The organism is Pseudomonas moorei, assembly GCF_042846945.1.
Lineage (GTDB): Bacteria > Pseudomonadota > Gammaproteobacteria > Pseudomonadales > Pseudomonadaceae > Aquipseudomonas > Aquipseudomonas moorei.
The window spans coordinates 2,271,252-2,294,775 of the sequence record NZ_AP035776.1 but is presented as its reverse complement, the minus strand read 5'-3'; the positions used below and the strand labels follow the sequence as shown (position 1 = coordinate 2,294,775).

Here is a 23,524-nt window from a genome sequence, read left to right as displayed (position 1 = left end):
AGCCAGATCAGAAGTTCACGCCAAAGCTCAACGCCACGAAGTCGCGGTCTTCGAGGGTGTTGTAGTCACCCCCGAAAAAATCGGTGTAACTGAGGCTTGCGGTGTAGGTATTGCGATAGTCGGCATCGACGCCGAGGCTGATGGCCTTGGCACCTTCGTTGAACAGCCCGTTGGGGCCGTAACCGCTGACGTCGTGGGACCACGACAGGTTGGGTTTGATGTTGATGCCGGCGATGAGGTTGTTGTAGTCGAGGATGGCCCGTGCGCGATAACCCCAGGAGGTCGAGGTCACGAAACCATCGGTATCGCCGCCGAAACCATACTGCCCGTACACCGAGTCGCGGCCGTAGCGCAGCTTGCTGCGGGCTTCCAGGCCACCGACGTGAACCACCGCGGCCTCGCCCACCAGGGTCAGGCGATCAGCGCCCATCACCTGATCGACGAAGTGCGTCAGGGTGCTTTGGACCTGGGTGATTTCCTTGCGCCGATAGCCCTTGTTGTCGGCACCCGGACTGGATGCAATGGGCGATGCCGCGCCGCCGGCAATCGGGTTGAGCATGGCCAGCGTCAGGTCGTTGGTGTTGACCTGCACCGGCGCGTTGGGCCGATAGCTGATCTCGCCGGTCCATGCGGTACCGGTGGGCAAGGTGGTGGAGAAACTTGCGCCGTACAGGCGAATGTCTTCCGGGTAATCGAGGTAGTACTGACCGCGCCCGAGCATCACACTTTGCGCGAGCCCCGAGCCACTGCCGGGCGCAATCCGGTTGGCCGTGGTCACGATCCCCGGAATGCTCGCCAGCGTGCTGGCACCCGCGGTGACGGTGCCCACCGTCGGCGTGCGACTGTGGTAGTTCATGAAGTACAGGCCGTACTCGGTATCGTCGCCAAGCCAGCGCAGCGCCGTCCCCCATTGCCCGGAATCGCGGGCATCACGGTCACTGCCACGGGGCACGATCACGCCCTCCTTGCTGACTTCAAACCCCTGGCCAAACGCGGCAGCTATCGGTTGCAACGGGGCGATCGCCGGACTGGCGACGGTGTAGTTCTTGTTGCAACCGTCCGCTGCCACATCGACGCCGAAGAAGGTCCCGCAGTTGTCGAGGACGGTCTGGTCCCATTCCAGCTGGTAGAAGCCTTCGACGGTCAATTTGTCCGTCAGGCCCTGGGAAGCGAACAGCATGTTCACCGGAATCAGGCCTTCCTTGATCTCGGCACCGGGACGGCGGAAGGCGGACACATCCACCGGGTTGATGCTGTTGATCGAGTTGCCGATGAACGTGCTTTCGCCCCAACTGACCACCTGCTTGCCCGCACGCACCGTGCCCGGCAAGTCGGCGATGGCGTAGTTGTGATAGACGAAGGCATCGAGGATCTGTCCACCGGAAGACTTGGCACCCTCCTGGCGGCCCTCGTCGCTGATGGGCTTGAACTCGCGGTTTTCGTCCTTCAGTTCGAAGTCGTACCAATATTTTCCACGGACGAACACACCGGTGTCGCCGTACTTGAGCTCGAGGTCATGGATGCCTTTGAAGATCTTCGAAAACGTCTCGCCCTTCTTGAAGTTCAACCGCCCGTCATCGCCGGTCGAGGACTGTCCGGAACCGCCATTGACCGTGCCCACCAACGAATCTTCGGCATCGCGCATGCCCCAGCTCGCGCCCACTGACAGTGACGAGTCAAACGTCCCCTCGATCTCGCCGATGTTGAATGAAATGGCCTGCGCCTGGGCGCAGCAACCCAAGACCACCGCAGCGACCAAAGCCTGCGGTGTGAAGATGGCGCGCATTGTTGTTTTTGTCATGCGTCTTCCCCGGTGAGTGACAGAAGGCCTCACCCTACTGCCGCCCGCCAGGGGCGATAAGCGCACCAAGGAGGTATTCGTGGTGTACCTCTAAGGGATGACAGGCCGCATGGCAGGGCGTTTTGCGCGAGGCATGGATGAGCTGGATGCAGGACCATCATCCATGCGCATATCGTGGGGGGTCTGAATGGGAGGGGCAAAAACGGCACTGTTGCGCGGGCTGTAACACTGCATGTCGCGAATCGCTGTTTTTCCTTTGCCAGCAAACACTTATTCTGGCCTGGCTTTCACGGGAACCCACCTGGAAGCACGAAGCAACGGTGTGTGATCCGACCATTCCGTTCATGACAGTTTTCAGATGAGATCGACGGTTTCGACTTATCGCCCTGTGTTCACTGACGTTGATTTGTAGCTCCTGATCCAACGTCTTACCTTGGCCGCTGCGTTTGCAGCGGCCTTTTTTATGGGCGCCGTTTTTGTAGGGCCGACTGGATCCACTTGAACCACGGTCGACAGATAGACTTCCTGATATTGCATAAGTAATATTTTTTTACGCAAAGATATATTTCATACAACCATTTCGCCGCCCCACTAATAACTACACATGAACGACACACTTTCCACCTTTATTATTTTAATCTTTAGTAACTTTTAAATTACCTCCCCTTACACTCAAACGCGCACTAGCCAAAAAACAGCTTTCAACCTACATCAAGCTCAGAAAACACCTACAGAACTTTGTAACTACCCGGAGCACTCCAGCGATTAAGCTAAATCGCAGGTCAGACACTTCCCACAATCAGCTGACCTCTTCCCGATTCATTGCGAGTGCTTTTATGAAACCCATCAGCTACAACAAATACCGTTCAAGTAAAAGTTACAACAGCCGAATACGCTTTCTTATCTTCCACTACACAGCCGGCAACTTCTCCAGCTCGGTGAAGATTCTGACAGGGCCGAGCGTCAGCGCCCACTACCTGGTTCCGGACATCACTGATCCAAGTTACCTGAGCGAAGGTTTTACCGCACAGGAAGTCTTCAACCTGGTGGATGAGTCCCATCGGGCCTGGCATGCGGGCGTCAGCCAGTGGGGCAGTCGCAGCAATCTGAATGACACCTCCATTGGCATTGAAATCATCAATCTTGCGACGGATAACAACGGCGATTTCACTTTCCCGCCGTATCATCCCGAACAGATCGCTGCCATTGAAGAACTGGCGCTGAATATCCTCAAGCGCTACCCGGACATCACTCCGACCCAGGTATTAGGACACTCGGATATCGCGGTTGGACGAAAAAGCGACCCGGGACCTGTGTTTCCCTGGCATGCTCTTTACCTCAAAGGCATCGGCGCCTGGTTCGATGAGGCCACCCGGGACGACTTTCTGCAGCGATACAACGCCAGCGCCATTCCATCGCGCAGCGAGTTGTTGGCGCTATTCAAGTCCTACGGATATGACATCTCAGGCGCTGAGACCGAGCAAGGTTTTAAACAACTGGTCAGGGCCTTTCAGATGCATTTTCGCCCGGAGCGTTACGATGGGGTCATGGATGCGCAAACAGCCGCAACCCTGGCGGCGCTGGTATCCAAGTACTTTCCTCGATAGCCCATAAACACAATCGGCAAGGTCATTCAACATGACCTTGCCTGCTGCGTTACAACGCATACTTCTGCAAATTCCCCATCATTTCCTTCAGCGCTTCAATGTTGTCCTTCGGATGCGCCGCGCCCTCGAAATCACAAATCTGCTGCCAGTGCGCCGCCACGTCTTCCGGGGAGAAACCCACTCGCGGGTCGAACCCGGCGCCCAGGCTGCGCTCCCAGCGCACCTTGCCCATCCAGCCGCCGCCGACTTCGAACAGGCCGGAAGTTTCCTGGCAGTTTTCGCTGGCCAGGTACACCACCAGCGGGCTGACCAGTTCCGGTTTGAGTTGTTCGAACACTTGCGGCGGGATCAAGCCTTCGGTCATGCGCGTACCGCCGGTGGGGGCGATGGCGTTGACCAGGATGTTGTTCTTGCGGCCTTCGATGGCCAGGGTACGGGTCAGGCCGTAGAGGCCGAGCTTGGCCATGCCGTAGTTGGATTGGCCGAAGTTGCCGTAGATGCCCGAGGTGGACGCCGTGAAAATCACCCGGCCATAGTTTTGCTCGCGCATGTGCGGCCAGGCCGCTCGGGTGACTTTATAGGCGCCTTCGACGTGGACGCGGTACACCAGGTCCCAGTCGGCGTCTTCCATTTTGTGGAAGGTTTTATCCCGCAGGATGCCGGCGTTATTGACCACCACATCGACACGACCGAAGACGTCGAGGGCATGTTGCACGAGCTTGTCGCCATCGGTGACCGAGTCGTGGTTGGCCACGGCGGTGCCACCGGCGTCACGGATTTGCGCGACCACACGGTCGGCGGCCGACGCATTGGCGCCTTCACCCTGGGTCGAACCGCCGAGGTCATTGACCAGCACCTTGGCGCCCTGTTGAGCGAACAACAGCGCGTGCGCCCGTCCCAGGCCGCCACCCGCACCGGTGATGATCACGACTTTATCTTCGAAGCGCACAGATTCATTCATGGGAGAACTCCAACAGGCCAGGGACATTGCCTTGGAGTTTCAGGCACGGCGCAGCGGGTCACAATGAACTGAGGGGAGGCTGAATGGTGCGCGATAAGGCTGGGGGATGATGAACGTCAGACAACGAGGACTTTGTGGCGAGGGAGCTTGCTCCCTCTCCACAAGGTGTTCAGCGTTCAGCCGGACTCAGGAACACGCCACCTTGAGCGGCGGCAGTACCTGCTGATCGCGAAACGCCAGATAGTGCTTGAGCACCTCGCACGGCGCCTCGATCTGCGGGTAATGGCCGATGTCGGTCAGGAGCACCGCATCCGGGTTGGGAATCAGCTCCCGATAGCGCGCGACCATGTGCGCGCCGGAGATCGGATCGACCTCGCCATCAATCACTCGCAACGGCACTTCACCGCACTGCATGGCGGCGACCCACCGATCGCGCTGCACCCGCCGCTCAGGGATGTAACCGATCAGCTTGTGCATGACTCGCGGCCCGTGATTGCTGTCGATCAGGCTCCAGAAGTCATCCATTTGGCTTTCAGTGGGACGTGTCTGCGGGCCGAAGATCTGGCGGAAACTCTTCACCAGGCCATCACGACTGAACGCGCGACCAATCATCCAGCCCAAGGGGCTGAGCAGAAGTTTTTGCATCAGCACCGGACGATGGGTTTCCGGGAACAGGCCGCCGTTGAGGAACACGCAACTGGCGACGTGAATACGGGCTTCATAATGCCGGGCCAGCAACTCCTGAGCCACGCTGTCGCCGTAATCATGCGCCAGCAGGTGCACGGGCTGCTCGACACCCAGTTGGGCCAGCAGCGCCTGTTGCAGATCAGCCTGCTCCAGCAAACTGTACGAGTGGTTGACCGGTTTGGCCGAGTCTCCGAAACCGAGCATGTCGCAGGCTATCACCCGATAGCGCTGAGCCAGCGGCTGCCACAAGTAATGCCAATCCCAACTGGCGCTCGGGAAGCCATGGATGAGCAGCAACGGCTCACCCTGCCCTGCCGTCCAGTAACGAATGGTCTGGCCACGGAAGACGAACGTCTGGCTGCGCTTGCGCCAGATACACAGCGGAATCTCAGCGAGTGCCATTAGAGTTTATAACCCGGGTCTTGTTTATCGAGTTTGCGCAGCAGCGCTGGCCAGGCCAACGCTCCGCCCATGCCTTGAGCACTTTTGGTGACACCGGCGATCATCGCCTTGGCACCCGCCAGAATCTGCGGTTCGATGGCGATCAGTTCGGCGCCACCGCCCTGCGCCATGACCTGGATATCGCAGGCGCGCTGGAAGGTAAACATCATCAGAAAGGTGTCGGCGATGGTGCTGCCGCAGGTCAGCAACCCGTGGTTGTGCAGCATCAGGAAATTGTTTTCCCCGAGGTCGGCCTGCAGTCGCGCCTTCTCTTCGTGGTTCAGCGCAACACCTTCGTAGGCGTGATACGCCAGGCTGGAAAGGACAAACAACGACTGTTGGCTGATCGGCAAAATGCCTTGTTTCTGCGCCGAGACCGCAACACCCGAGGCAGTGTGGGTGTGCAGCACGCAGACGACATCATGACGAACCTCGTGCACCGCGCTGTGGATGGTATAGCCGGCCGGATTGATCTCGTAGGGGCTGTCCATCAGCTTGTTGCCGGCCTGATCGACCTTGACCAGGCTTGAGGCGGTGATTTCGTGAAACATCATCCCGAACGGGTTGATCAGGAAGTCTTCGGTGCCGGGCACCTTGGCCGAGATGTGGGTGAAAATCAGATCGTCCCAGCCGTGCAGGGCAACCAGGCGGTAACAGGCCGCCAGATCGACCCGGGTCTGCCACTCGGCGGCACTGACCTGGTCTTTGACGCTGTTGGAGGATTGGACGGGGGCTACGCTCACGGCAAGGAACCTCTGTTTTTATTATGGAGTGTTTCCAATGACTACCGAGTCTAGACACCCCCAAAGGTTCGCGTAGTTGCATTAGCAGCCAGCTTGATGGCCGAGCGAGTCAGTCGCCCCATGAAATGGGAGCCACGTCAAAGTACCGCCGCCAGAGAAGACGAGGCGGCCCCTGTCTGCCGCCCCGTCAGCGTCCTGACAATCGATGTTTACAAGCGTCGAGCGGTGCCTGGTCAGCCTCGCAGAGCGCCGACCAGCTCAGCCAGCCAAGGCTCGGCGTCCGATTCCGGCGTGACGCTTTCACTGGCGTCCAGGCGCAACATTGGCAGGACTTCGCGAATGCCGAGCTCACCGAACAACTCGCGCATCAGCTCGCCACCGCCGCAGAAGGTATCGCCATAGCTCGCATCGCCCAAGCCGATCACCGCGCCCGGCAACCCACGCCAGGCTGCCGGCAATTGGTCACGGATCGCGAAATACAGCGGTTGCAGGTTATCGGGTAACTCACCCATGCCGGTGGTCGAGGTCACTGCCAGGAAGGCCTGCGGGCCAAAGGCCTGGACATCGGCCAGACTTGCACGGGCGTTGTGAAAGGTTTCGAAACCCGCGGCTTGCAAAAGGCTGGCGGCGTGACGGGCAACCTCTTCAGCCGTGCCGTACACCGAGCCGGAAATGATGGCGACTTTCATCAATCTGATCCTGAAGCTGAGTAAAAGACCGGGATCTTAACAGCACGGTCTTTATTGTTCTTTTAGAATCCCCGGACAACCGACAAGGAAGGGTTCCGCCCATGATCAACGCGAAACTGCTGCAACTGGTGATCAACGCCTCCAACGACGGCATCGTGATTGCCGAAAAAGAAGGCGATCAAGACAAGATCCTGATTTACGTCAACCCTGCCTTCGAACGCCTGACCGGTTACACCAGCGAAGAAATCCTCTATCAGGATTGCCGCTTCCTGCAATCGGGCGACCGCGATCAGCCAGCGTTGTCAAAGATCCGTGATGCATTGAACAACGAAGGATCGTGCCGGGAAATCCTGCGCAATTACCGCAAGGACGGCACACCGTTCTGGAATGAGCTGTCCATTTCGACGGTGAAAAACCCGAGCAACGGACTGGTTTATTTCATCGGTGTGCAAAAAGACGTGACGGTGCAGGTCAAGGCCCAGCAGCGGATTGTGCAGCTTGAAGCGCAGTTGGCCGAGGTTCAGGCCGAACTGGCAGCGCTCAAAGCGACGAACGGTTAAAACAAAACAGCGAACCAATTGTCTTTAACTACAATCACCGAACGCTTTGTAACTAATTCTTTCGAGCCTGCCATGCAACGCGACGCGCTCCTCACCCAGGATGAGCTGGATTTTATCCAGACCATGCAACACAACCCGCAGCTCAATGTGCGGGACGCGACGTCGAGTCTGCTCGTCAATGGCGGTTCGCAAATCCGTGACTTGCTCACGCGCCTTGCCGCACACGAACAAGTCACCATTCAAGCCAACTTCGAAAACCAGCAAATAACTTTCCCGCTGCACCTGGTGGAAGACGAGTTTCATGCGTTGCATTTACGTCTTGGCGTCCCCAGCATTTATGAGGACGGCCCCTTGGTTCGCCCTTGGCGACTGGTGCTCGACGAACCGGTGGCGCTGGAGAACTCCCAGGGACAACCCGGCACGATGTGGGTGCACGAAGTCTCGTTCAAAGGGGTTTTGCTGGAGGTCCGCAACAAGACCAAGGCACCGAAGCATTTCGCGCTGTGGTTCAGCCCTTCAGGCTACGAGCGAATTGCGCTGCGCGGCACCTTGGAGAAAGAAACCGAAAATGGCTTCTACGCTTATCAGTTGAGCCAGAGCGACACCGATGAAACCGAGCGCCTGCGCCAATACATCCTGCAGCAACATCGGTTGACTCATCCTGCGCTGCATCTCTGAACTCAAGTATCCAGATCGCCCGCCAGGAACTGTTTCAGACGCTGGCGCATCACCACACCTTCGTTCCCCAGGCAACCGATCGACGATCCGGCCAGGCTTTCCTGTGCCAGGTCGGACGCATCACCGGCCAACAGCAACGGACACTCCAGGCCCATAGCCAGGCGATTCAAGCGCCGTGGCAATTCGGGGGCTGGTACGTGATTGGAAAAAAGCACCAGCGCCTGGGGCTTGATCCTTTCGCACACCAGGGTCAACTCGTCGAACGGCTGGCCGATGGTCAACACACGCACGCCTGTTTGCCCACTGCTCAGGAACAAGGCCGCTACCAGCAATTCCAGTTCCCGGCATTGGCCATCCAGGGCGCTGACGATGACTCGCCTTGGCTGCTTGTCACGGATCAACAGCAGCCGCTGCAATACCCGAGAGCGCAGAAAGCCGTCCAGGAACAGCCACTCGCTGGTTCGGCCGAATGAATCCTGGCGTTGCAGCAATTGCTTCCAGAGCGGGAGAAGGATGTCCTGAAACACGACCGGCTGGCTGTAGCTGGAATAGATCTGTCCATAGACCTGTTCGAGTTGAACGTCATCAAACGCACTGACGGCGGCCTGGACCTGTTGCTGCCATTGCGCGTAATCCGCTTGCACGAGGTCGTTGGGGATAATGTGGGACAACGCCTGCAGCGGCTCGGACCTGGCCAGAATCTTGCCAATCTTGCTGACCGCGACACCGCGTTCGATCCAGCCGAGAATGCTGCGCACACGCTCGATATCGGTCATCGAATACAGGCGATGCCCACTTTCGGTGCGCGTTGGCACGATCAGACCGTAGCGGCGTTCCCACGCACGTAGCGTGACCGGATTGACGCCGGTCAGGCGCGACACTTCGCGAATGGGAAAAAGCTCTTGCTGCTCAAGAGATACAGTCTGCGGTACGCCTGAAGCAACATCAGTGAGTACGGGCATCTGGAGTTCGACGTCCATGTGTGGTTCGGACCTCATTCTAACTCCCCTTCCCCATCCCCATTCAAGCGATGTGTGATCGAAAAACAACAAATACGAAAACAGTTAGAATACGGAACAATCCTTGCTTGACCCGATACGCAGCCCTCTACCCCGGCACTGCGTTTGGCGAAGTTCCTATCCGGAACGACGCAAAGTCTTAATGGAGATACACAATGTCTACCTCACCCGTCACGCTGATGGTGGCGCGTCGCGTCGCCGATGGGCGCTATCAGGATCTGATTGCCTGGCTGCGCGAAGGCGAACAACTGGCCACCGACTTCCCCGGTTACCTCGGCTCCGGCGTGCTCGCTCCGCCGCCCGAGGATGACGAATTCCAGATTATTTTCCGCTTCGCCGACGAACAGACCCTGCACACCTGGGAGCACTCCGCCTCGCGGACTGCCTGGTTGGCGCGCGGCAGCGACCTGTTCGCCCATCCGACAGAGCATCGGGTCAGTGGCATCGAAGGCTGGTTCGGCGCAGCCGGCCAACGTCCGCCGCGCTGGAAACAGGCGGTGGCGATCTGGCTGGCGTTCTTTCCGGTGTCGCTGCTGTTCAACTTTGCTCTCGGACCGTTGTTGGGCGAAATGAGCCTGCTGCCGCGGATATTGGTCAGCACGCTGTGCCTGACGCCGTTGATGGTCTACTGCTTCATTCCACTGTCGACCCGGCTGCTGGCGGGTTGGCTCAATAGCAAACCTGTGCGCCGGTTGTCCGCCGAGCCAAGCCCTCAAAGCCGCTGATCTCCTCCTGTAGGAGCGAGCCAGCTCGCGATGAGCCCAAGAACGCTGCGGGGTATCAGGCTCCCAGCGTTCTCGGGCTCATCGCGAGCAGTCGAGCGTCGACCGGCTGCTCCTACCGGGGGCGTAGGTGAACGCCGCATTGCGCTGTTATAGTTTTGCTCTTACCGCAAAGCGAGCCGTTCATGACCTCTTGCGCAGCCCCAATCCTCATCACCGGCGCCGGCCAGCGTGTCGGCCTGCATTGCGCGCAGCGCCTGCTCGAAGACGGCCATCGCGTGATTTTCAGCTACCGCAGCGAACGCCCCGGCGTGCAAACCCTGCGCGATCTGGGGGCGACGGCGCTGTTCGCCGATTTCGCCACCGAAGGCGGAATCCTTGCCTTCATCAGCGAACTGAAAACCCATACCGACAGCCTGCGGGCGATCGTGCATAACGCCTCCGAATGGCTGGCCGAAACCCCGGAGACCGAAGGCGAAGCCTTCACCCGCATGTTCAGCGTGCACATGCTGGCGCCCTACCTGATCAACCTGCATTGCGCCGAGCTGCTCGAACGCTCCAGCCCCGCCGACATCGTGCACATCAGCGATGACGTGACCCGCAAGGGCAGCAGCAGGCACATTGGCTACTGCGCCAGCAAAGCCGGGCTCGACAGCCTGACGCTGTCATTCGCCGCAAAATACGCGCCGGGCATCAAGGTCAACGGGATCGCCCCGGCCCTGCTACTGTTCAATCCTGATGACGACGCGGCCTACCGCGCCAAGGCGTTGGCCAAATCCGCGCTGGGTATCGAACCCGGCAGCGAAGTGATCTACCAGAGCCTGCGCTATTTGCTCGACAACCCTTATGTCACCGGCACGACCCTGACCGTCAACGGCGGAAGGCACATCAAATAAGTGTCCCGCGAGGATTTTCCATGACGTTATCCCTGCCTCAGAACGCTTTGTCTCAGAGCTATCGCGAGATCCTCATCGGTCTCGGTGAAGACCCCGACCGCGAAGGTCTGCTCGACACGCCGGTGCGCGCGGCCAAGGCCATGCGATACCTCTGCCACGGTTACGACCAGAGTGTCGAAGAAATCGTCAACGGTGCGTTGTTCGCGTCCGACAATGATGAAATGGTCATCGTCGACAACATCGAGCTCTACTCGCTTTGCGAACATCACCTGCTGCCCTTCATTGGCAAGGCGCATGTGGCTTATATTCCCACGGGCAAGGTGCTGGGCCTGTCGAAGATCGCACGGCTGGTGGACATGTTCGCCCGACGCCTGCAAATCCAGGAAAACCTCACCCGGCAAATCGCCGACGCGGTGCAGCAAGTGACCGGCGCGGCGGGCGTGGCGGTGGTCATCGAAGCCCAGCACATGTGCATGATGATGCGCGGCGTCGAGAAACAGAATTCGACCATGAACACCTCGGTGATGCTCGGCGCCTTCCGCGAGTCGAGCAACACCCGCCAGGAGTTCCTGCAATTGATTGGACGGAGCAAGTAGTAATGCCACAACTTCAACCAGGCATGGCACGCATCCGGGTCAAGGACCTGTGCCTGCGCACCTTCATCGGCATCAACGAGGACGAAATCCTCAACAAGCAGGATGTGTTGATCAACCTGACCATCCTCTACGCGGCCCAGGAAGCCGTGCGTGACAATGACATCGACCACGCGCTGAACTACCGGACCATCACCAAGGCCATCATCGCCCACGTCGAGGGCAATCGCTTCGCCCTGCTTGAACGCCTGACCCAGGAGATTCTCGATCTGGTCATGGCCAACGAGTCGGTACTGTATGCCGAGGTCGAAGTGGACAAGCCCCACGCCCTGCGATTCGCCGAGTCGGTGTCGATCACCCTGGCGGCGAGTCGCTGAGTGCGTCTGGCGGATTGCCCGCCAGACTTTTATCATCCCGCGCCACGACTGGATTTCACAGAGCCCGCCATGAACGATCAACAACGCCTGGAACTCGAAGCCGCCGCCTTTCGCCGGCTGGTGGCCCACCTGGACAGCCGCAAGGATGTCCAGAACATCGACCTGATGAACCTCTCGGGTTTCTGCCGTAACTGCCTGTCCAAGTGGTACAAGGCGGCGGCCGACGAACGCCAGATCGAGGTCAGCCTCGACGAAGCCCGCGAAGTGGTTTACGGCATGCCGTACGCCGACTGGAAAGCCCAATTTCAGCAAGAAGCCAGCGCCGAACAACAAGCGGCGTTTGCCAAAGGAAAACCCAATGAGTGATTTGAACACCCTGCGCGCCAGCCTCAAAAGCGGCGAACACGCCTTCGCCGATACCCTGGCGTTCATCGCCGCCGGTTACGACTACCAGCCACAGGCGTTCAACAACGGTGGTGTGGAAAACGCCGCCGGACAGAACGAAGGTTCGTGCAAGACGCTGGGCCTGGCACTGCTGGAAGGCTTGAGCGATGAAGAAGCCCTGCTGGCGTTCGGCGAACACTACCGTTCGGTGCTGGCGACGCCTGAAGGCAGCGATCACGGCAATATCCGTGCGTTGATGGCCCATGGTCTGGCCGGCGTGAAGTTCGCTCAACAGCCCCTGACCCGCCGCTGATTTAACTTGCAGGAGCAGTCGATCGACGCTCGACTGCTCGCGATGGACGACAGGGCACCGCGGGGTGTCAGGTTGACAGTGTTATCGTTGACCACCATCGCGAGCAGGCTCGCGCCTACAAGTTCAGCGTTCAAGGCGCCCGAACCACGTCCTGACTTTTAAGATTGATCCCGCCACTTTATTTCGTTTGCCCGCCAGTGCTGCTCACGGCTTAGATAAAAGGAAGTCCTCCTTCTTCCGAGCCGGTCATTCATGAGCAGCGAAAGCATCAGCCAGTCGATCAACGTCGTTCACCCTGTCACCCTCAGCCACGGTAAAAACGCCGAGGTCTGGGACACCGATGGCAAACGCTACATCGACTTCGTCGGTGGGATTGGCGTACTCAACCTCGGCCACTGCCATCCGCGCATCATCGGAGCCATTCGTGAACAGGCCACCCGGCTGACCCATTACGCGTTCAACGCGGCGCAACATGAACCCTACATCGCCTTGATGGATCGCCTGAGCGCGTTTGTCCCGGTGGATTACCCTGTCAGCGGAATGCTCACCAACAGCGGCGCCGAGGCGGCGGAAAATGCCCTGAAGATCGTGCGCGGCGCCACCGGCCGCAGCGCCGTGATCGCCTTCGATGGAGGCTTCCACGGTCGTACGCTGGCCACCCTCAACCTCAACGGCAAAGTCGCGCCCTACAAACAGAAAGTCGGTGTGTTGCCAGGCCCGGTGTATCACCTGCCCTTCCCGAGCCAGGACAACGGCGTGACCTGCGCCGAGGCGCTAAAGGCGATGGAGCGGCTGTTCAGCGTCGAGATCGATGTCGAAGACGTGGCGTGTTTCATTGTCGAACCCGTGCAGGGCGAGGGCGGTTTCCTGGCGATGGACGTTGAGTTCGCCCAGGCATTACGGCGCTTCTGCGACGAGAAAGGCATTGTGCTGATCGCCGATGAAATCCAGTCCGGTTTCGGCCGTACCGGCCAACGCTTCGCCTTCTCGCGACTGGGCATCGAGCCTGACCTGATCCTGCTGGGCAAAAGCATCGCAGGCGGCGTGCCGCTGGGTGCGGTGGTCGGGCGCAAATCACTGCTCGACAACTTGCCCAAGGGCGGACTCGGCGGCACCTACTCGGGCAATCCCATCGCCTGTGCTGCCGCACTGGCGACCCTGGATGAAATGACCGATGCCCATCTGCAAGCCTGGGGCTCGCAGCAGGAAGAAGCGATTGTCAGCCGCTACGAATCCTGGCGCACGAACAAGCTGTCGCCGTACCTGGGACGACTGACGGGCGTCGGGGCGATGCGCGGCATCGAAATGATCAAGCCCGATGGCACGCCGGCAGCGGCGCAGTTGACGCAATTGCTGGCCCTGGCGCGGGACGCCGGTTTGCTGCTGATGCCCAGCGGTAAATCGCGCCACATCATTCGGCTGCTGGCCCCGTTGACCACGGAGGCAGCGGTGCTGGAGGAAGGGTTGGATATTCTCGAAGCGTGTCTGAAGAAATTGGTCTGAACACCTCCCTTCCCTGCAGGAGCGAGCCTGCTCGCGATGGACGACAGGGCACCGCGGGGTGTCAGGTTGCCAGCGTCATCGTTGACCACCATCGCAAGCGTGCTCGCTCCTTCAGGAATGAGATTTTTTCGAGGCAATAAAAAAACCGGCCGAAGCCGGTTTTTTTACGATCGCAGAATCAAGCGTTCTGCAGATTGTCCAGATAACGCTCGGCATCGAGTGCCGCCATGCAGCCCGCACCGGCCGACGTGATGGCCTGACGGTACACATGGTCAGCCACGTCACCGGCCGCGAAGATACCTTCGAGGTTGGTCGCCGTGGCGTTGCCATCACGGCCACCCTGCACAACCAGGTAGCCGTCTTTCAACGTCAGCTGACCTTCGAACAACGAGGTGTTCGGGGTGTGGCCGATGGCGATGAATACGCCGTCGACTTTCACTTCGTCGAAGCTGCTGTCGTTGTTCTTCAGACGGGCACCGGTCACACCCATGTTGTCGCCCAGGACTTCGTCCAGGGTCGCGTTCAGTTTCAGAATGATCTTGCCTTCGGCCACGCGGGCGTTGAGCTTGTCGATCAGGATTTTCTCGGCGCGGAAGGTTTCACGACGGTGAATCAAGGTCACGGTGCTGGCGATGTTGGCCAGGTACAGCGCCTCCTCCACAGCGGTGTTGCCGCCACCGACCACAGCCACTGGCTTGTTGCGGTAGAAGAAACCGTCGCAGGTCGCACAGGCCGAAACGCCTTTGCCCATGAATGCTTCTTCGGACGGCAGGCCCAGGTAGCGGGCGCTGGCACCGGTGGCGATGATCAGCGCATCGCAGGTGTAGGTCGCGCTGTCACCGGTCAGGGTGTACGGCTTGGCAGCGAAGTCCACGGCGTTGATGTGATCGAAAACGATCTCGGTTTCAAAGCGCTCGGCGTGCTCTTTCATCCGCTCCATCAGCGCCGGGCCGGTCAGGCCGTGGACATCGCCCGGCCAGTTGTCGACTTCGGTGGTGGTGGTCAGTTGACCGCCGGCCTGCATGCCGGTGATCAGCAGCGGCTTGAGGTTGGCACGGGCGGCATAAACCGCGGCACTGTAACCGGCAGGGCCGGAACCGAGAATAATCACTCGCGAATGACGGACTTCAGACATGACCTGCTCCTGTTGACCGGCCCGGAACACCTGGCGCGGAACGCCGGCTTGCCGGCGGGAATTAAAAAAGGACCATTGAAAGCCTTGGGGAAGGCTGGAACTCGACAGTCCTGTAAAAAGATTGGGTGCAGCGTATCGAGGGGGCGAAGATTAAGGAAATACGGTTTAACAATCCAGCTCATAGGTGGTCTCTATCCGATCACCGTGATTATCAGGACGCCTTTGTTACAGTTAATGTCGATGCCGCTACCGCGCTTTCGCCCGTCAGGCAAAGCCGGTAAGGTCGGCGCCTTTTCCCTCTGCTCGGAGCACGTTATGCCCGCCCCTGTTCTGTCCGGCCCGCAATACCTGCGCGAAGGCCTGAAACTGGTTCTCAGCCCCAGCCTGCGCCTTTTCGTAATACTTCCACTTGCGATCAACATGGTGCTGTTCGTCGGATTGATCTATCTGGCCGGCCATCAATTCAGCCTGTGGGTCGACACCCTGATGCCGTCCCTACCCGACTGGCTGAGTTTCCTCAGTTATGTCCTATGGCCGCTGTTCGTGGTGCTGGTGGTGTTGATGGTGTTCTTCACCTTCACCCTGCTCGCCAACGTCATCGCCGCGCCGTTCAACGGCTTTCTGGCGGAAAAAGTCGAAGTGGTGGTACGGGGTACCGACGACTTCCCGGCATTCAGCTGGGGCGAGCTGATCGCCATGATCCCCCGTACCCTGGCCCGGGAAATGCGCAAGCTCGGTTACTTCCTGCCACGGGCGATCGCTCTGTTCATTCTTTCGTTCATCCCGGTGGTGAACATCATCGCCGCGCCGCTGTGGCTGCTGTTCGGGGTCTGGATGATGGCGATCCAATACATCGACTACCCGGCGGATAACCACAAGCTGGGCTGGAACGAAATGCTCGCCTGGCTGCGCCAGAAGCGCTGGCAGTGCATGAGTTTCGGCGGCATCGTTTATCTGGTGCTGCTGATTCCGGTGGTCAACATTCTGATGATGCCGGCTGCGGTGGCCGGGGCGACGCTGTTCTGGGTGCGTGAGCGCGGGGTTGAGAACCTGGTGACCCAGCGCTGAGACGGTCACAAATCCATCATGCAAACGCCATAACGCCGACATGGCCTCAGCCGACACTGAGGTCATGACGACAGCTCTGCATATCACCCTGATCACCGAAACCTTCCCTCCCGAAATCAACGGCGTGGCCAATACCCTTGGTCGCTTGTGCGACGGTTTGCGCGCGCGTGGACATCAGGTGGAGTTGGTTCGACCACGTCAGGGCTGCGATCAGCAACTGGGTAGCGACGATGAATTGATGCTGTGCCGGGGCTGGCCGCTGCCGGGCTATCCCGGACTGCAATGGGGTCAGTCGTCGATGCACAAGCTGTTGCGCCGCTGGAAGCGCCATCGCCCGGACGTGCTGTATATCGCCACCGAGGGGCCATTGGGGTTATCGGCACTGCGAGCGGCACGGCGCCTGGGGATATCGGTGGTCAGCGGCTTTCACACCAATTTCCAGCAGTACTCCAACCCATATGGGCTCGGCCTGCTGACGCGGCTGCTGACCCATTACCTGCGCTGGTTCCACAATCGTTCGACCATGACGCTCGTGCCCAGCGTCAGCCAGCGAATGGAACTGGAACGGCGTCACTTCGAGCGCCTGGCCTTGCTTTCCCGAGGGGTCGACAGTCAATTGTTTCACCCGGCCAAACGCTTGAACGCCCTGCGCGAGCAGTGGGGATTGACTGAGGCAGACATCGCGGTCATTCATGTCGGTCGCCTGGCCCCGGAAAAAAACCTGGGATTGCTCAAGCGCACCTTCGACACCCTCAAGACCAGTTATCCACAGCGCACCCTGAAGCTGATCGTAGTCGGCGACGGCCCACAGCGCCAGGAACTGGAGAACGAGATGCCCGAGGCGATTTTCTGCGGCACTCAGCGCGGTGAAGCCCTGGCCTGTCACTATGCGTCAGGGGATGTATTTCTGTTTCCGAGCCTGACTGAAACCTTCGGCAATGTCGTGCTCGAGGCGCTGGCCTCGGGGCTGGGAGTAGTGGCCTACGATCAGGCGGCGGCAGCCCAGCATATTCGCCATGGCTACAACGGTGTACTGGCGATGCCGGGGGATGAAAGCGCATTCTGCGATGCGGCAGCGTGGTTGCTGGAAGAGCGGGAAACATTGCGCAATGTGCGGCTCAACGCGCGCCAGCATGCCAGTCGCCAGGGTTGGGCGACCATCATCGAGCAGTTCGAGGGGCAGTTGCGCGGGGCTTGTGTACAGCGACAGGCATTGCCGGATGCTGCTCTGTTGCCTTGAAAAGCTTCGCTGGCAAGCCAGCTCCAGGATTTGTGCAGTCCCCACAGGAGCTGGCTTTGAAGACGCCGTTAGACCAGCGTCATCAACGCATCACGGCTAAACGGCAGGATGTCCTGTTCACGACCTTCGCGAACTTTCTGCGCCCAGTCCGGATCGACCAACAGCGCGCGACCGACCGCTACCAGGTCGAACTCGTCGTTGTTCAAACGCTCCAGCAGTTTTTCCAGGCTGGCCGGTTGCGCGACCTTGTCGGTGTTGACCATGAACTGAAGGAACTCGCCATCCAGGCCAACGCTACCGACGGTGATGGTTGGCTTGCCGGTGAGCTTGCGGGTCCAGCCCGCCAGGTTCAGCTCGGAACCGTCAAATTCCGGCTCCCAGAAACGGCGTGTCGAGCAGTGGAAAATATCCACGCCGGCGTCGGACAGCGGCTGGAGGAACTCGCCCAGCGCCTCCGGGGTTTGCACCAGACGCGCGGTGTAATCCTGCTGTTTCCACTGCGAAAAACGGAAGATGATCGGGAAACCTTCGCCGACCGCTGCACGCACCGCCTGGATCAACTCGATGGCGAACCGCGAACGGTTGGCCAGACTGCCACCGTATTCGTCGGTACGCTGGTTGCTGCCTTCCCAAAAGAACTGGTCGATGAGGTAGCCGTGGGCACCATGGATTTCCACGCCGTCCATGCCGATGCTTCGGGCATCCTTGGCGGCCTGGGCGAACGCGGCAATCACGTCCTGAATATCTTGTTGGGTCATGCCATGAACCACGACCTGACCGTCCTTCACTTTCTCCGATGGGCCATAACCCGGCACGCTGGCGTCCGGCTCGGTGCCGATGCGACGCACGCTGCCCACGTGCCACAGTTGCGGAACGATCTTGCCACCTTCGGCGTGTACGGCGTCGACGACTTTCTTCCAGCCTGCCAGTGCGGCCTCACCGTAGAAGTGCGGCACGTTCGGGTAGCCGTTGGAAGCCTTGTGACCGACCGTGGTGCCTTCGGTGATGATCAGGCCAACGCCAGCGGCCGCACGACGACGGTAGTACTCGATCACTTTGGAATTGGGTACACCACCCGGAGAAAAAGAACGGGTCATCGGTGCCATGACGACGCGGGTCGGCAGTTCGAGATTGCCGAGATGGAACGGTTTGAACAGGGCTTTGACAGGCATGGGGACGCTCCACGAAGGATGACTTTATGACGACGATAATATGGAGGTGCCCACGCGCTGGATAGCACTATTGATTTGGGTGATTAAGGAGCAAAAGGCTAGGAATAACCTTGTAGGAGCGAGCTTGTTCGCGATGGACTTGAGAACGCTGCGGGGTGTCAGGTTTCCCGCGTTATCGTTCACAACTATCGCGAGCAGGCTCGCTCCTACAGGGGGGAGATCAGCTCAGGGCTTTTTCAATTGCCTGAATGACGCTTGGATCGTCCGGCGGAGTCCGTGGCGAGAACCGCGCCAGTACACGTCCGTCTTTGCCGAGGAGGAATTTTTCGAAGTTCCAGGTGATGTCACCCGGGAATTCCGCGCCCTCGCCCGCCAGCAGTTTGTAAAGCTGGTGGCGTTCGTGTCCGTTGACTTCCAGCTTGCTGGACAATGGAAAGGTCACGCCATAGTTGAGGCTGCAAAACGCCTGGATTTCCTGTGCGGAGCCTGGCTCCTGTCCGGCAAACTGGTTGCACGGCAAGCCCAGCACGCTGAAACCCTGGCCCTTGTATTGCTGGTAAAGGTTTTCCAGCGCCGCGTACTGTGGGGTCAGGCCACATTTGGAAGCCACGTTGACCACCAGCACTACGTGCCCTTTGAACGGCGCCAACGGTAGCGCCTGACCATCAAGGGCTGTCAAATTTAGGTCGTGAAAAGCACTCATGACGAACTCCAGATTCTCGTGTTCTTCTCGAAACAGCCACTTATCGGTGTTGCCTGGGACAGCCGCAGACTAAAAAGGCGCCCTCGGGGCGCCTCTCCAGTTCTCGAAAGCTTAGCGCAGAAATCAGTGGTGATGGCCACCTTCGCCATGGACGTGGCCATGAGCGATTTCTTCCTGGCTGGCATCACGGATATTGATGATCTTGACCTGGAAATTCAGGCGCTGGCCGGCCAACGGATGGTTGCCGTCGACAGTCACGTCGTCGCCGTCCAGATCGCGGATGGTCACGATCTGCATCTGGCCGTCCGGAGCGGAAGCGTGGAACTGCATGCCCACTTCCAGCTCGTCAACGCCTTCGAACATGCTGCGGCTCAGGGTGCTGACCAGTTCGGCAGCGTACTCGCCATAGGCATCTTCAGGTTCAACGGCTACGGTCAGCTCGTCGCCGACTGCTTTGCCTTCCAGTGCCTTTTCCAGGCCCGGAATGATGTTACCTGCGCCTTGCAGGTAGACCAGCGGCGCGCCGCCGGCGGAGCTGTCGATGACCTCACCAGCGTCGTTGGTCAGGGTATAGTCGATGGAGACAGCCTTATTGGCGGCGATCAGCATGGGGCGAGACCTTTTGCATAAGAATATTGAAAGACCAAGTTTAGCGAAGCAATCGCCCGAAAGCGAACACAACCCGGACAGACGGATTGCGACGATCACCGGCTTCCATCAAGACGAGGACGGGCACTGGGTGGCCGAGCTTTCCTGCGGCCACACACAGCACGTGCGGCACCAGCCGCCCTGGCAATCCCGCGCCTGGGTCACGGACCCTGCGCAGCGCCAGGAAAAAATAGGCCAGCCCTTTGATTGCGGTTGGTGCGCACAAGGCTCGGTTAGCGATAACCTTGGCGACTGAATTCCGGTAAATCGTCAGTTATAGATGATCGCCTGGCGGCCCGTATGGCCTTTGCGCCACCCCGGCCGCCCACATGCACCCTCAGAGAATCCGCATGCAAACTTTTTTTATTGCGCCCACCGATTTTGGCGTGGGTCTGACCTCCATCAGCCTCGGGCTGGTGCGCACCCTTGAGCGGGCCGGTCTCAAAGTCGGCTTTTTCAAACCGATTGCCCAGCCGCATCCCGGTGATACCGGCCCTGAGCGTTCCACCGAACTGGTCGCCCGTACCCACGGCCTCAAGCCACCCAAGCCCCTGGGCCTGGCCCATGTCGAGCGCATGCTGGGCGATGGCCAGCTGGACGAGTTGCTCGAAGAAATCATCACCCTTTACCAGCAGGCCGCCATCGGCAAGGACGTGCTGATCGTCGAAGGCATGGTCCCGACCCGCAGCGCCAGCTATGCCGCACGGGTCAACCTGCACCTGGCCAAGAGCCTCGACGCCGAAGTGATCCTGGTGTCGGCGCCGGAAAACGAAGTGCTGACCGAGCTCTCCGGTCGCGTCGAGTTGCAGGCGCAATTGTTCGGTGGCCCGAAAGATCCGAAAGTTCTCGGCGTCATCCTCAACAAGGTGAAGACCGACGAAAGCATGGAGGCCTTCGCCGCCCGCCTGAAGGAGCATTCGCCGCTGTTGCGCAGTGGTGATTTCCGCCTGCTGGGCTGCATTCCGTTTCAGCCGGAACTGAACGCCCCGCGCACCCGCGACGTCGCCGACCTGATGGGCGCACAAGTGCTCAACGCCGGCGACTACGAAACCCGGCGCATGTCCAAAATCATTATCTGCGCGCGCACCATGCGTAACACCGTAGAGCTGCTCAAACCGGGTGTACTGGTGGTGACCCCCGGCGACCGCGACGACATCATCCTCGCCGTCAGCCTCGCCGCCATAAATGGCGTGCCCCTGGCCGGCCTGTTGCTGACCAGCGACACCCTGCCCGACCCAAGGATCATGGACCTCTGCCGCGGCGCCTTGCAGGCCGGCCTGCCAGTGTTGTCAGTGAGCACCGGTTCCTACGACACCGCCAACCAATTGAACGGTCTAAACAAGGAAATCCCGATCGACGACCGCGAACGCGCGGAAATCATCACCGATTTCGTCGCCAGCCATCTGGATGCCAACTGGCTGCACCAGCGTTGTGGCACACCACGGGAAATGCGCCTGTCGCCGGCCGTGTTCCGCTATCAGTTGATTCAGCGCGCGCAGAACGCCAACAAACGCATCGTCCTGCCTGAAGGCAGCGAGCCGTTGACCGTTCAGGCCGCAGCGATCTGTCAGGCCCGTGGCATTGCCCGTTGCGTGTTGTTGGCCAAACCGGCAGACGTTGAAGCCGTCGCGCGCGCCCAAGGCATCGAGCTGCCACCGGGGCTGGAAATCCTCGACCCGGACCTGATCCGCGAGCGCTATGTCGAGCCGATGGTCGCCCTGCGCAAAAGCAAAAGCCTCAACGCGCCCATGGCCGAGCAACAACTGGAAGACACCGTGGTGATCGGCACCATGATGCTCGCGCTGGATGAGGTGGACGGCCTGGTGTCGGGGGTCATTCACTCCACCGCCAACACCATTCGCCCGGCCCTGCAGCTGATCAAAACAGCACCGGGCTGCACGCTGGTGTCGTCGGTATTCTTCATGCTGTTCCCGGAAGAAGTGCTGGTCTACGGCGACTGCGTGATGAACCCGCACCCAAGTGCCAGTGAACTGGCCGAGATCGCCCTGCAAAGCGCCGATTCGGCAGCAGCGTTCGGCATCACGCCCCGTGTGGCGATGATCAGTTACTCCAGCGGTGAATCGGCCAGTGGCGAAGAAGTCGAAAAGGTTCGCGAGGCGACGTTGCTCGCCCACGAGCAGCAGAACTCGCTGTTGATCGACGGCCCGTTGCAATACGATGCCGCCGCCAACGAAACCGTGGCCCGGCAACTGGCACCGAACAGTCAGGTCGCCGGTCGCGCCACGGTGTTTGTGTTCCCCGACCTGAATACCGGCAACACCACTCACAAGGCCGTGCAACGCAGCGCCGACTGCGTCAGCCTCGGTCCGATGCTGCAAGGGCTGCGCAAACCGGTGAATGACTTGCCGCGCGGTGCGCAAGTCGATGACATCGTCTACACCATCGCGTTGACCGCGATCCAGGCAGCCAACCGACCTATGGATGTTTAAATGCTGGTTTTTCTACCTGGCGCCGCACGCGGCGTCATTGCTTCATTGCTGTTGGCACTCAATACAATCCTGCTGTGCTCATTCCTGTTCTGCGTGGCGCTGATCAAGGTCCTGCCTTTCGCCTTCACCCAGCGCATCGCCGGATGGTTGATGAGCCATACCCACGAAGCCTGGATCAGCATCAACAAAGGCTGGATGAACCTGGTCCGTCGCACCCGCTGGCACATCAGCGGCCTGCAAGGCCTGGACTATCGGCACTCGTACCTGATCACCAGCAATCACCAAAGCTGGGTCGACATCCTGGTGCTGCAATACGTGCTCAACCGCCGCATCCAGCCGCTGAAGTTCTTTCTCAAGCAGGAGCTGATCTGGGTCCCGGTGATCGGTCTGGCGTGGTGGGCCCTTGGCTTTCCGTTCATGAAGCGCTACTCCAAGGCCTATCTGGAGAAACACCCGGAAAAGAAAGGCAAAGACCTGGAAACCACCCGCAAGACCTGTGCGAAGTTCCGCAATAATCCGGTGGGGATTTTCAACTTCGTCGAAGGCACGCGCTTCACCGAGGGCAAGCACGCCCAGCAGCAATCACCATTCAAATACCTGCTCAAACCCAAGGCCGGCGGCATTGCCTTTGTGCTGGATGCCATGGGTGAACAGCTGGAATCCATCGTCAATGTGACCATTCACTACCCCGCCGGGCGTCCCGGTTTCTGGGATTTGCTGTGCGGGAACGTTGCAGACGTGGTGGTGCATTTTCAGGAACTGAAGATCCCGCCGCAGTTCATCGGCAAGAACTATGACCAAGACGGTGAGTATCGCCTGCAGTTTCAGGGCTGGATCAATCAGCTTTGGGAAGACAAGGATGCGTTGCTGGGGCGGATGCACCGCGAATATCCAGACAAACGCTGATCCCTTGTGTGCGAGCCTGCTCGCGAATGCAGCGGATCAGCCTACATCAATGTTGAATGACACACCGTATTCGCGAGCAGGCTCGCACATTTGATCGAATCAATCTGAAAAAAACCCGCCGATGATCACTCATCGGCGGGTTTTTCATTACCGGCTAATGCTCACTGCCTGCATGGCAAGAACTTGATATTCGGATAGGCTGGCCTCTATAAGTAATGAGCTGCACGC

The 23,524-nt window shown here is 59.5% G+C and carries 25 protein-coding genes; 15 read left to right on the top strand and 10 right to left on the bottom strand.

The window, feature by feature from the left end; translation table 11 throughout:
* Window positions 1–7 precede the first annotated feature (7 nt).
* Window positions 8–1,801: a DUF1302 family protein gene (locus ACGJAX_RS10595; protein WP_390958787.1), complete on the bottom strand. Its 1,794-nt coding sequence runs from the start codon at window positions 1,799–1,801 to the stop codon at window positions 8–10.
* Window positions 1,802–2,637: 836 nt separating this feature from the next.
* Between ACGJAX_RS10595 and ACGJAX_RS10590 the strand changes: the two genes are divergently transcribed.
* Window positions 2,638–3,408 (top strand): N-acetylmuramoyl-L-alanine amidase, encoded by a 771-nt coding sequence (locus tag ACGJAX_RS10590; protein WP_390958785.1) that lies wholly within the window; start codon window positions 2,638–2,640, stop codon window positions 3,406–3,408.
* A gap of 49 nt (window positions 3,409–3,457) precedes the next feature.
* On the opposite strand, the gene ACGJAX_RS10585 is transcribed toward ACGJAX_RS10590, so the two are convergent.
* The 4 genes from ACGJAX_RS10585 to ACGJAX_RS10570 all read right to left on the bottom strand — a co-directional run bounded on the left by ACGJAX_RS10585 (window position 3,458) and on the right by ACGJAX_RS10570 (window position 6,929).
* Entirely contained in the window at window positions 3,458–4,369 is a 912-nt protein-coding gene (locus ACGJAX_RS10585; RefSeq protein ID WP_390958783.1) for an SDR family NAD(P)-dependent oxidoreductase, read from the bottom strand.
* 186 nt (window positions 4,370–4,555) lie between these two features.
* Window positions 4,556–5,458, bottom strand: coding sequence for an alpha/beta fold hydrolase (locus ACGJAX_RS10580; protein ID WP_390958781.1), 903 nt, complete (start codon window positions 5,456–5,458; stop codon window positions 4,556–4,558).
* On the bottom strand, window positions 5,458–6,240 hold the full coding sequence (locus ACGJAX_RS10575; RefSeq protein WP_090316226.1) for a class II aldolase/adducin family protein: 783 nt from the start codon (window positions 6,238–6,240) through the stop codon (window positions 5,458–5,460). The genes ACGJAX_RS10580 and ACGJAX_RS10575 overlap by 1 nt, the downstream gene beginning before the upstream one ends.
* Window positions 6,241–6,473: 233 nt before the next feature.
* Window positions 6,474–6,929 carry a flavodoxin gene (locus tag ACGJAX_RS10570; RefSeq protein ID WP_390958779.1) on the bottom strand — a complete coding sequence of 152 codons (456 nt, stop codon included), beginning with the start codon at window positions 6,927–6,929 and terminating at the stop codon, window positions 6,474–6,476.
* A 101-nt stretch (window positions 6,930–7,030) separates the two neighbouring features.
* Between ACGJAX_RS10570 and ACGJAX_RS10565 the strand changes: the two genes are divergently transcribed.
* Complete coding sequence (locus ACGJAX_RS10565; protein ID WP_090316220.1) at window positions 7,031–7,489, top strand: PAS domain-containing protein; 459 nt, start codon at window positions 7,031–7,033, stop codon at window positions 7,487–7,489.
* 72 nt (window positions 7,490–7,561) lie between these two features.
* Window positions 7,562–8,167 (top strand): hypothetical protein, encoded by a 606-nt coding sequence (locus tag ACGJAX_RS10560; RefSeq protein WP_090316218.1) that lies wholly within the window; start codon window positions 7,562–7,564, stop codon window positions 8,165–8,167.
* Window positions 8,168–8,169: 2 nt separating this feature from the next.
* On the opposite strand, the gene ACGJAX_RS10555 is transcribed toward ACGJAX_RS10560, so the two are convergent.
* The gene (locus ACGJAX_RS10555) at window positions 8,170–9,129 is read right to left on the bottom strand and encodes a MerR family transcriptional regulator (RefSeq protein ID WP_390959845.1); all 960 of its coding nucleotides are present in this window, start codon (window positions 9,127–9,129) and stop codon (window positions 8,170–8,172) included.
* 212 nt (window positions 9,130–9,341) lie between these two features.
* On the opposite strand from ACGJAX_RS10555, the gene ACGJAX_RS10550 reads away from it, so the two are divergent.
* The 7 genes from ACGJAX_RS10550 to ACGJAX_RS10520 all read left to right on the top strand — a co-directional run bounded on the left by ACGJAX_RS10550 (window position 9,342) and on the right by ACGJAX_RS10520 (window position 13,974).
* Window positions 9,342–9,911, top strand: coding sequence for an antibiotic biosynthesis monooxygenase (locus ACGJAX_RS10550; RefSeq protein ID WP_390958776.1), 570 nt, complete (start codon window positions 9,342–9,344; stop codon window positions 9,909–9,911).
* Window positions 9,912–10,093: 182 nt separating this feature from the next.
* Window positions 10,094–10,804, top strand: coding sequence for a dihydromonapterin reductase (folM, locus tag ACGJAX_RS10545; protein ID WP_390958774.1), 711 nt, complete (start codon window positions 10,094–10,096; stop codon window positions 10,802–10,804).
* Between the two features lie 20 nt (window positions 10,805–10,824).
* Complete coding sequence (gene folE / locus ACGJAX_RS10540; protein WP_090316205.1) at window positions 10,825–11,400, top strand: GTP cyclohydrolase I FolE; 576 nt, start codon at window positions 10,825–10,827, stop codon at window positions 11,398–11,400.
* A gap of 2 nt (window positions 11,401–11,402) precedes the next feature.
* Window positions 11,403–11,774 carry a dihydroneopterin triphosphate 2'-epimerase gene (gene folX / locus ACGJAX_RS10535; protein WP_008026970.1) on the top strand — a complete coding sequence of 124 codons (372 nt, stop codon included), beginning with the start codon at window positions 11,403–11,405 and terminating at the stop codon, window positions 11,772–11,774.
* 69 nt (window positions 11,775–11,843) lie between these two features.
* Window positions 11,844–12,140 carry a DUF1244 domain-containing protein gene (locus ACGJAX_RS10530; protein WP_047537806.1) on the top strand — a complete coding sequence of 99 codons (297 nt, stop codon included), beginning with the start codon at window positions 11,844–11,846 and terminating at the stop codon, window positions 12,138–12,140.
* Window positions 12,133–12,471, top strand: a complete 339-nt coding sequence (locus ACGJAX_RS10525) for a HopJ type III effector protein (RefSeq protein WP_090316202.1) — start codon at window positions 12,133–12,135, stop codon at window positions 12,469–12,471. The genes ACGJAX_RS10530 and ACGJAX_RS10525 overlap by 8 nt, the downstream gene beginning before the upstream one ends.
* A gap of 252 nt (window positions 12,472–12,723) precedes the next feature.
* Window positions 12,724–13,974, top strand: a complete 1,251-nt coding sequence (locus tag ACGJAX_RS10520) for an aminotransferase class III-fold pyridoxal phosphate-dependent enzyme (RefSeq protein WP_390958771.1) — start codon at window positions 12,724–12,726, stop codon at window positions 13,972–13,974.
* A 178-nt stretch (window positions 13,975–14,152) separates the two neighbouring features.
* Here the strand turns inward: ACGJAX_RS10520 and trxB are convergent, their stop codons facing one another.
* Complete coding sequence (gene trxB / locus ACGJAX_RS10515; RefSeq protein WP_390958769.1) at window positions 14,153–15,109, bottom strand: thioredoxin-disulfide reductase; 957 nt, start codon at window positions 15,107–15,109, stop codon at window positions 14,153–14,155.
* Window positions 15,110–15,424: 315 nt separating this feature from the next.
* On the opposite strand from trxB, the gene cysZ reads away from it, so the two are divergent.
* Together cysZ and ACGJAX_RS10505 are read left to right on the top strand one after the other, a co-directional pair.
* Complete coding sequence (cysZ, locus tag ACGJAX_RS10510; RefSeq protein WP_390958768.1) at window positions 15,425–16,177, top strand: sulfate transporter CysZ; 753 nt, start codon at window positions 15,425–15,427, stop codon at window positions 16,175–16,177.
* 40 nt (window positions 16,178–16,217) lie between these two features.
* Window positions 16,218–17,417: a glycosyltransferase gene (locus ACGJAX_RS10505; protein WP_390958766.1), complete on the top strand. Its 1,200-nt coding sequence runs from the start codon at window positions 16,218–16,220 to the stop codon at window positions 17,415–17,417.
* 68 nt (window positions 17,418–17,485) lie between these two features.
* Here the strand turns inward: ACGJAX_RS10505 and ACGJAX_RS10500 are convergent, their stop codons facing one another.
* From ACGJAX_RS10500 to ACGJAX_RS10490, 3 genes are all read right to left on the bottom strand, one after another.
* On the bottom strand, window positions 17,486–18,589 hold the full coding sequence (locus ACGJAX_RS10500; protein ID WP_390958764.1) for an NADH:flavin oxidoreductase: 1,104 nt from the start codon (window positions 18,587–18,589) through the stop codon (window positions 17,486–17,488).
* 220 nt (window positions 18,590–18,809) lie between these two features.
* The gene (locus tag ACGJAX_RS10495) at window positions 18,810–19,292 is read right to left on the bottom strand and encodes a glutathione peroxidase (protein WP_090316182.1); all 483 of its coding nucleotides are present in this window, start codon (window positions 19,290–19,292) and stop codon (window positions 18,810–18,812) included.
* 123 nt (window positions 19,293–19,415) lie between these two features.
* Complete coding sequence (locus ACGJAX_RS10490; protein WP_008054392.1) at window positions 19,416–19,901, bottom strand: peptidylprolyl isomerase; 486 nt, start codon at window positions 19,899–19,901, stop codon at window positions 19,416–19,418.
* Here ACGJAX_RS10490 and ACGJAX_RS10485 point away from each other — a divergent pair.
* From ACGJAX_RS10485 to ACGJAX_RS10475, 3 genes are all read left to right on the top strand, one after another.
* Window positions 19,870–20,196, top strand: a complete 327-nt coding sequence (locus ACGJAX_RS10485; RefSeq protein WP_390958761.1) for a DUF3565 domain-containing protein — start codon at window positions 19,870–19,872, stop codon at window positions 20,194–20,196. The two genes, ACGJAX_RS10490 and ACGJAX_RS10485, sit on opposite strands and share 32 nt — an antisense overlap.
* A 94-nt stretch (window positions 20,197–20,290) precedes the next feature.
* Window positions 20,291–22,390 carry a phosphate acetyltransferase gene (gene pta, locus ACGJAX_RS10480; protein ID WP_247255989.1) on the top strand — a complete coding sequence of 700 codons (2,100 nt, stop codon included), beginning with the start codon at window positions 20,291–20,293 and terminating at the stop codon, window positions 22,388–22,390.
* Window positions 22,391–23,296 carry an acetyltransferase gene (locus ACGJAX_RS10475; RefSeq protein WP_390958759.1) on the top strand — a complete coding sequence of 302 codons (906 nt, stop codon included), beginning with the start codon at window positions 22,391–22,393 and terminating at the stop codon, window positions 23,294–23,296.
* Window positions 23,297–23,524: the final 228 nt, after the last annotated feature.

What these genes read in the sequence shown, in the direction of transcription:
- ACGJAX_RS10565 (WP_090316220.1), top strand. Translation starts at nt 7,031, where the DNA reads ATGATCAACGCGAAACTGCTGCAACTGGTGATCAACGCCTCCAACGAC.
- folE (WP_090316205.1), top strand. Translation starts at nt 10,825, where the DNA reads ATGACGTTATCCCTGCCTCAGAACGCTTTGTCTCAGAGCTATCGCGAG.
- ACGJAX_RS10495 (WP_090316182.1), bottom strand. Translation starts at nt 19,292, where the DNA reads ATGAGTGCTTTTCACGACCTAAATTTGACAGCCCTTGATGGTCAGGCG.
- ACGJAX_RS10570 (WP_390958779.1), bottom strand. Translation starts at nt 6,929, where the DNA reads ATGAAAGTCGCCATCATTTCCGGCTCGGTGTACGGCACGGCTGAAGAG.
- ACGJAX_RS10560 (WP_090316218.1), top strand. Translation starts at nt 7,562, where the DNA reads ATGCAACGCGACGCGCTCCTCACCCAGGATGAGCTGGATTTTATCCAG.
- cysZ (WP_390958768.1), top strand. Translation starts at nt 15,425, where the DNA reads ATGCCCGCCCCTGTTCTGTCCGGCCCGCAATACCTGCGCGAAGGCCTG.
- ACGJAX_RS10555 (WP_390959845.1), bottom strand. Translation starts at nt 9,129, where the DNA reads ATGCCCGTACTCACTGATGTTGCTTCAGGCGTACCGCAGACTGTATCT.
- ACGJAX_RS10505 (WP_390958766.1), top strand. Translation starts at nt 16,218, where the DNA reads ATGGCCTCAGCCGACACTGAGGTCATGACGACAGCTCTGCATATCACC.
- ACGJAX_RS10585 (WP_390958783.1), bottom strand. Translation starts at nt 4,369, where the DNA reads ATGAATGAATCTGTGCGCTTCGAAGATAAAGTCGTGATCATCACCGGT.
- trxB (WP_390958769.1), bottom strand. Translation starts at nt 15,109, where the DNA reads ATGTCTGAAGTCCGTCATTCGCGAGTGATTATTCTCGGTTCCGGCCCT.
- ACGJAX_RS10595 (WP_390958787.1), bottom strand. Translation starts at nt 1,801, where the DNA reads ATGACAAAAACAACAATGCGCGCCATCTTCACACCGCAGGCTTTGGTC.
- ACGJAX_RS10500 (WP_390958764.1), bottom strand. Translation starts at nt 18,589, where the DNA reads ATGCCTGTCAAAGCCCTGTTCAAACCGTTCCATCTCGGCAATCTCGAA.
- folX (WP_008026970.1), top strand. Translation starts at nt 11,403, where the DNA reads ATGCCACAACTTCAACCAGGCATGGCACGCATCCGGGTCAAGGACCTG.
- pta (WP_247255989.1), top strand. Translation starts at nt 20,291, where the DNA reads ATGCAAACTTTTTTTATTGCGCCCACCGATTTTGGCGTGGGTCTGACC.
- ACGJAX_RS10520 (WP_390958771.1), top strand. Translation starts at nt 12,724, where the DNA reads ATGAGCAGCGAAAGCATCAGCCAGTCGATCAACGTCGTTCACCCTGTC.
- ACGJAX_RS10550 (WP_390958776.1), top strand. Translation starts at nt 9,342, where the DNA reads ATGTCTACCTCACCCGTCACGCTGATGGTGGCGCGTCGCGTCGCCGAT.
- ACGJAX_RS10490 (WP_008054392.1), bottom strand. Translation starts at nt 19,901, where the DNA reads ATGCTGATCGCCGCCAATAAGGCTGTCTCCATCGACTATACCCTGACC.
- folM (WP_390958774.1), top strand. Translation starts at nt 10,094, where the DNA reads ATGACCTCTTGCGCAGCCCCAATCCTCATCACCGGCGCCGGCCAGCGT.
- ACGJAX_RS10485 (WP_390958761.1), top strand. Translation starts at nt 19,870, where the DNA reads ATGGAGACAGCCTTATTGGCGGCGATCAGCATGGGGCGAGACCTTTTG.
- ACGJAX_RS10530 (WP_047537806.1), top strand. Translation starts at nt 11,844, where the DNA reads ATGAACGATCAACAACGCCTGGAACTCGAAGCCGCCGCCTTTCGCCGG.
- ACGJAX_RS10580 (WP_390958781.1), bottom strand. Translation starts at nt 5,458, where the DNA reads ATGGCACTCGCTGAGATTCCGCTGTGTATCTGGCGCAAGCGCAGCCAG.
- ACGJAX_RS10525 (WP_090316202.1), top strand. Translation starts at nt 12,133, where the DNA reads ATGAGTGATTTGAACACCCTGCGCGCCAGCCTCAAAAGCGGCGAACAC.
- ACGJAX_RS10590 (WP_390958785.1), top strand. Translation starts at nt 2,638, where the DNA reads ATGAAACCCATCAGCTACAACAAATACCGTTCAAGTAAAAGTTACAAC.
- ACGJAX_RS10475 (WP_390958759.1), top strand. Translation starts at nt 22,391, where the DNA reads ATGCTGGTTTTTCTACCTGGCGCCGCACGCGGCGTCATTGCTTCATTG.